5 protein-coding genes are annotated in these 5,084 nt (G+C 73.0%); all 5 read right to left on the minus strand.

From position 1 onward, the window contains the following. Nucleotides 1–98 precede the first annotated feature (98 nt). On the minus strand, nucleotides 99–1,118 hold the full coding sequence (locus VKG64_04210; GenBank protein ID HKB24237.1) for a hypothetical protein: 1,020 nt from the start codon (nucleotides 1,116–1,118) through the stop codon (nucleotides 99–101). Next, nucleotides 1,115–2,449, minus strand: coding sequence for a metal ABC transporter permease (locus tag VKG64_04215; GenBank protein ID HKB24238.1), 1,335 nt, complete (start codon nucleotides 2,447–2,449; stop codon nucleotides 1,115–1,117). Before VKG64_04215 ends, VKG64_04210 begins: the two co-directional genes overlap by 4 nt. Nucleotides 2,450–2,457: 8 nt before the next feature. Further along, nucleotides 2,458–3,366, minus strand: coding sequence for a metal ABC transporter substrate-binding protein (locus VKG64_04220; protein HKB24239.1), 909 nt, complete (start codon nucleotides 3,364–3,366; stop codon nucleotides 2,458–2,460). Beyond that, complete coding sequence (locus tag VKG64_04225) at nucleotides 3,367–4,494, minus strand: acetamidase/formamidase family protein (GenBank protein ID HKB24240.1); 1,128 nt, start codon at nucleotides 4,492–4,494, stop codon at nucleotides 3,367–3,369. A 131-nt stretch (nucleotides 4,495–4,625) separates the two neighbouring features. After that, nucleotides 4,626–5,084: hypothetical protein (locus tag VKG64_04230; protein ID HKB24241.1), on the minus strand; the 459-nt coding region annotated here is incomplete at its 5' end.

Genomic DNA, 5,084 nt, shown 5'->3' on the forward strand with positions numbered 1-5,084 from the left:
CCGCAAGACCGGCCGGGGCTTCTACACGTACGCCGCTACGTAGGGCGAGCCGCAGGACGTCGCGGGGCTGGGGCCCCGCCGTCCGAGGCGAGCGAAATCTACGTAGCGCGGCGGCGCTGGTCCACGGCCTGGATCACCGTCGCGCGGTTCGCCTTCCACGCGGTCTCGAGCTGCTGATCGTACCCGGCGAGAGCCCACGGCACGCGCCGCACGATTCCTTCGATCCAGCCGACGACCGCCTGCTCCTTGCCGGGGATCTCGAGCGGCGCGCCCTCCCGCTGCTGGACGACGAGGGCGTGGGACTTCCCGGTCGGGATGAAGTTCACCGAGTGCTTCGTGACCTTCCGGTAGACCCAGACGACGTCCTCGAGCCGCACGACGGTGAGCCCGAAGAAGGTCCCGCGCAGCAGCCATGACGGCGTCAGGACGAGGTCGCCCGCGCGCTCGGCGCCGGCCGCCGTCTCGGCCTGGATCCGGGCCGCGATCTCCTGTGGCGTGCCGAACCGCTTGAGCCCGGCGACGGCGGGGTGGCTCGACGGGTCGCTCCGCCGCGCGAGACCTCGCCTCACGTTCCAGAGCGCCAGGAGCAGGAGCGGCGTCCCGAGCGCGAGCGCCCAGTACGCCTCGCTCCGGAAGCCGGTCGCGTCGAGCATGAACGGCAGGAACCTCCGATAGACGTCGGGCCGTCGCGCGCGGAGCTCGCCGAGCAGCTGCTCGTCGAGGCCCGCGGCGATCGGACCGAGCGCGCCGGACAGCCGCACGCCCTCCGCGCCGAGCGGCGCCTTGGCGAGGAGCAGGCGCTCGCCCACGCGGAGCACGCAGTAGTCCGCGGTGGTCTGCTCGCTCTTGACGGCGCGCGAGTACTTGTCCACCGTCCGCGTGATCGCGTGGAAGCCGGTCTCGAACCGCTCGTCACCGGTCACCGTCACGAAGTACCGGGTCGCGGCGTCAGGATTCGCCGTGGCGGCGAGCGTCCGGTGGTCCACCTCGAACGGGCCGAGGAGGGCGTTGTAGAGGTAGCTACCGTTGCCCCAGGCCAGGAGGGCGAGGCCCGCCAGGAGCAGCGCGTTGACGAGAAGCAGGTTGCGGGTGGTCCGCCGGACGTGCTCGCCGATCACGTTGTTCCAGATGGCTTCCTCCCGTCGCCGGCTCGCGCCGGCGTAGCGTACCGCGACCGCAGGCGGCGCGCGCGCACCAGGAGCAGCGCGCCCGCCACGCCCGCCGCGGCGAGCGGCGCGCCGAGCCACCAGCGCTGGCGCTCGCGCGCCTTCGCCCGGAGCGCCTTCAGCACGACCCGGTCGCCCGCGAGCAACTCACCACGCCCCGCCAGGTACTGGCGCATGCGCTCCTGCATGTCCTCGGACGCCGGGCGGGCGCCCCACCGCGCCTCCCGCTCGAGCGTCCTGACGCGCGCGAGCTCCGCGGCGCTCCGCGCGAGGCTGTCGCGCGTGTCCCAGTACGTCTCGCGCTCGTCCGCCGTCAGGAAGAGCGCCCGCGCGGCGGGCACCGCCGCCTCGCTCCACTCGAGCCACGGGTGATCCATCCCCGGGAAGAGCGCGAGCAGGAGGCCCGCCAGGCCGGCGGCGACCAGCAGCACGCCCGCGGCGCCGACGAGCGCGCCGCGCCCGCGTGTCCTGAGCGCGCGCGCGGCGGCGCCCACCCCGAGCCCGAGCGCGACCGCGGCGAGCAGCGCGCCGAACGCGACGACCACCGTAGCGCCGGTCGGCAGGTCCCACGCCCACGACGCGGCGAGCGCGCCCGCGCTCACGAGGACGCCGGCCGCCCAGCCGAGCGCGAGGCGTCCGCGCACCGAGCGCGCGAGGAGGGCGGCGGCCGTCGCGGGCACGACGAGGTACGCGAAGACGAGGAGGACGCCGGCGATCCGCACCGAGCTCGTCACCACCACGCCGAACGACGCGTAGAAGACGAAGTCCCAGGCGCGCACGGCCCGTCCGGCGGCGCCGGCGGCGTCGAACGAGATGGCGAGCAGCGGCCGGCGGATGGCCCAGTGGAGGAGACCGATCGCGCCGTAGAGGACCGCGAGCGTCGCGACCTCGCGCGGCGTGACGGTGAGGATGCTCCCGACCAGGAGCTGCTTGATGTGCTCGCTGCCCTGCGGCGCCTGATCCACGATCAGCACCGCCGCCGCGGCGGAGACCGCGTAGACGATCCCGATGATCGCCTCCTGCGGCACGGGCGCACGGCGCGTCCGCGAGATGGCGAAGAGCGCGGCGCCGCCGAGGGTGAACGCGAGCGCGTACCAGTAGGCGGCCTCGCTCTGGATCGGATGCCCCGCGAGGAATGCCAGGGTGACGCCGAGCGCGGCCACCTGGGCCAGCGCCAGGTCCACGAAGATCACGCCGCGGGCGAGGACGTGGAGGCCGAGGTAGACGTGGATGGCCGTGAGGACCAGGCACGCGAGGAAGGGGACCGCGAGGAGGTCGAGCACGCGGCGCCCTAGCGCGCGCCGCCCAGCGCCCGCGCGAGCCGCCCCACGTTGACGTCGAACAGGGCCACGTAGTCGCGCGCCGCGGGGTCGCCGCCGACCGACGGGATCAGCGTGACCGCGCGCGCGCCGCTCCGGGCGGCCACGTGCGTGACCACCGACGCGTCCGAGGAGGGCTCGGCGATCAGGAGCGGCACGTGCGCCTCCCGCATCCGTGTGGTGAGCTCGGCGAGCGACGCGGGGGACGGGGGGACGCCCGGCGCCGGCTCGACCGCCGCGACGATGACGAGGCCGAAGCGCCGCGCGAAGTACGGCCAGCTGTCGTGGACGACGACCGCGCGCGCGCCGCGGTAAGGCGCGAGCGCCGCGCTCCAGCGCGCGAGCCCGGCGCTGAGGCGCTCGACGAAGCGCGCGCGGTTCGCCGCGAAGGCCTCGCGCTGGGCCGGGGCGAGGCGCCCGAGCGCCGCGACGATCGCGGCCGTGATCGGCTCCGCGTTCGCCGGGTCGAGCCAGTAGTGCGGGTTGCCGAAGCCGTGGACGTGGACGCCGCGCTCGCCACGGACGCGCGCGACCTCCGTCTGGAGGAGGTCGATCCCCTTCGACGCGTCGAGGTCGTGCGGGCTCCCCGGGAGGAAGCGCGGGTCGTCGACGGTGCGGAGGACACGCGCGAGCCACGGCTCGTGGTCGAGACCGATGCGCACGAGGAGCCGCGCCTCCTTGAGGTGAAGGAGCTGGCCGGGCTTCACCTCGACCGCGTGCGGGTCGTGGACGGCGGGTGCCAGGCTCTCGACGGCGACGCGGTCGCCGCCGACCGCTTCGACGAGCGCTTTGAGGTCCGTGGACGTCGTCACGACGGGCAGCGGGCCGCCGCCCCACGCGGGGGCGGCGGCCAGCAGGACGAGGGCGAGGGCCCCGCGCACCTACGACTTCTTGGCGAAGATCGACTTCGGGATCATGCAGTGGACGCCCTTGCGCACGTCCACGACCTGGCTCACGCGGCAGTCGCCGACCATCGAGACGAGCGAGTACGCCTCGTAGCGCGTGAGCGGCACCGTCTTCTGGGCCGCGAGCAGGTCCACCGCCTCGCGCACCGCGTTCACCATCGCCTTGTTCAGGTCCTCGTCGAAGCCCGTCGTGATCCAGTGGGTCTTGCTCTCGATGCGCGGCCACTCGAGCTTCATGTCCTTCCGCACGATGAGCTGCATGACGATTTCGCGGGAGGCGCACTCGAGCGCGGTGAGGTTGACCTCGCCGTTGCCCTGCCGGCAGTGCGAGTCGCCCGTCCACACGAGCCCGCCCTTGAGGAACACGGGGATGAAGATCGTCGTGCCCTCCTGCAGCTCGTTGATGTCCATGTTGGAGCCGTTCTTCCAGGGGCGGAGTGTGGACACGGGCGCCATCGGATCGGTCGCGCCGCCCTTGCGCGGCGCCGGGTCCTTGGGATCGATGCCGACCGCGAGCGTGCCGGGGAAGGGCTGCAGGTCGACCACGATGCCCGGCTTGAACTCGGCCTGGCGCTTCTCCCAGTCCAGGTAGAAATAGCGCACGAAGCCGTCGGGCATCTCGGACGCGAGCGCGCCGATCGTCGGGAACTCCTTGCCCGGGAGGTTGAAGTTCACGCCGAACGCCTTGGGTACGATCTTGAGGATCCGAATCTCCATCACGTCGCCGGGCTCGGCGCCGTTGACGTAGATCGGTCCGGTCAGCGAGTGCGGCCCGCCGCCTGGGTTGGCCTTGCGGAGCGCGACGATCTCGTCCATCGTCGTGCCCGGCTGGATCTTGTTGTGCGAGTGCATCATGGTCTCGACCGCCACGACATCGCCGGAGTTCACGACGAGCTTCGGGGACTCCTTCGGATCGAGCCAGCCCCACTGCGTCGTCTCCAGGGTCGCCGGCAGCACGTGGTACTTCGCGCCGCCGACCAGCACCGCGCGGTCGCGCTTGGACTCCTCGATCTGCTGCGCGACGGCGTACAGCCCGGCCGCGAACACGACGGCGAGCACCGCGAGGGCGCCAGCGATCCGCTTCTTCGTCCTGAGTCGTGCCATTGCGCGTCTCCTTTTCGAGGTGAGCCACCGTGTTCAGGCGGTCGTTGCCTTCCGACGACGACGCCGTCGGGCGCGAGGGCGCAATGATAGCAGAAGAGGACGGAGCCCAGTCGGGACGCGGCCGCGCGTCTCTAGCGGACGGGGAGCGGCGGCGACGGGCGGCGGTCGGGGGCGGCGCCCGCCGCGGCGCCGGGCGCGCCCGGGAGCCGCGAGTAGCGCCCGCGGAGGCTGTCGAAGCGGCGCGAGCGCCGCAGGCGGAGCTTGTGGACCGTGTACCAGAAGAGGACCGCGAGGATCCTGAGGCCGTAGACGCTGGACGCGACCACGCTCGCCGACGACGCCTCCGGGAAGTAGCGCGTCGGCACCGCGATCTCGGCGATCCGGAAGCGCGCCGCCACGACCTGCGCGACGATCTCCTGGTCGAAGACGAAGCCGTCGGAGTCGAGCTGGAAGTTCACCGTCTCCAGCACCTCGCGGCGGAAGGCGCGGTAGCCCGTGTGGTACTCGGAGAGCCGGAGCCCGAACACCCGGTTCTCGAGCCCCGTGAGGAACCGGTTCGCGACGTACTTCCACCACGGCATCCCCTGCGC

The organism is Candidatus Methylomirabilota bacterium, from assembly GCA_035260325.1.
Classification (GTDB): domain Bacteria; phylum Methylomirabilota; class Methylomirabilia; order Rokubacteriales; family CSP1-6; genus AR19.